This window comes from Neisseria sp. P0021.S007 (assembly GCF_051956855.1).
Genome location: NZ_JBQCXA010000111.1, coordinates 1 through 1,169, shown reverse-complemented (window position 1 = coordinate 1,169; position 1,169 = coordinate 1). Strand labels below are relative to the sequence as shown.

Here is a 1,169-nt window from a genome sequence, read left to right as displayed (position 1 = left end):
GTCCGCGCCGTAGGCGAAACCGCGTTTGAGCAGGTAGTTTTTGACAAACGATACGCTGCCGTGCAACAGAGCTTTGAAGGGCGAGTTGTCTTTTTTGTAGCGGTTTTCTTCGGCGTAGAGCGAGCTGTATTGCTGCATTTTTTGAATCAGCCCTTCGGCGTTTTCGAAGGAATAGTGTTTCAGACGACCTTCGAGCGGACGGACGTTTGCATCGGGCGGCAAGATCAGCGATTCATGCACCTGACGGTCGGAAAAACGGGTAAAACGGCGGTGGTAAAGGCGCGGGATAATGTCGGGATACCAGCCGCAGGCTTTGATCAGGCGGCCGTTGTAGTGGTTCAGACGCGAGAGCGAGAAGATGTTTTGTTCTTTGTTTTCCGCTACGGCTTTGCGGATGGCGGCAATCAGTTCGCCGTCTGCCACTTCGTCGCTGTCTATGCTGAATATCCAATTGTTTTGCGCGAGGCGGGCGGCAAGGTTTTTCATCGGGCCGAAGCCGATGAAGTCGTATTTGTAATAACTGACGTTGGTGAAGCGTTCGGCGATTTCGAAGGTGCGGTCGGTCGAGCCGTTGTCGAGCAGCAAAACTTCGTCGAAGTCTTGAAGCGCGGTCAATACTTCGGTCAGATAGCGTTCCGAGTTTTTGACCAACATGGCTGCTGTGGCGGGAATTTTCGGGTTCATGATGAGGTCGTCTGAAAAGAGGTCGTCTGAAAAATCAAAATCGGGAAATCAAGGCAGTTCGGCAATGGCGGCGGTCAGTTCTTCAAACATACGGTCGGCATCGACTTCGATGATCCAAAGCGCGTTGGGCGTTTTGCCGGTCGTACCGTGCCAATCGACAGCGCACGCACCGGTGGACAGTCCGCTTTGCGTCTACACATCCACGCGGCACATCCTGCCTGCAAACAATTCGGGGAACACGGCGCAGATGACGGCGCAAGGGTCGTGCAGCGGACCGCCTTCCAAGCCGAACTGCTGAATGTCGAAACGTTCGAAACTTTGCAGAATATCCGCCAAACGGCTGCCGTTGGCGTTTTTCAGACGACGTAGGCGATTCATGCGTTCGGAAGTGATTTGCGCCTTGTGGGTAACGTCCAGCGGCAAAACCGTAATCGGCGCGCCGCTTTGCAACACGATTTGCGCCGCGTGCGGGTCGGTGAAAAAAT

Annotated in this window: 2 protein-coding genes; both read right to left on the bottom strand. The window is 54.3% G+C overall.

Annotation, left to right across the window (positions count from 1 at the left end; all coding sequences use genetic code 11):
* The coding region (locus tag ACTHUR_RS11525) for a glycosyltransferase family 2 protein (protein WP_440398660.1) at positions 1 to 684 on the bottom strand (684 nt) is incomplete at its 3' end.
* A 192-nt stretch (positions 685 to 876) separates the two neighbouring features.
* Positions 877 to 1,169, bottom strand: a 293-nt coding sequence (locus ACTHUR_RS11520) for a nucleoside hydrolase (RefSeq protein WP_440398659.1), incomplete at its 5' end; no start/stop codon positions are given.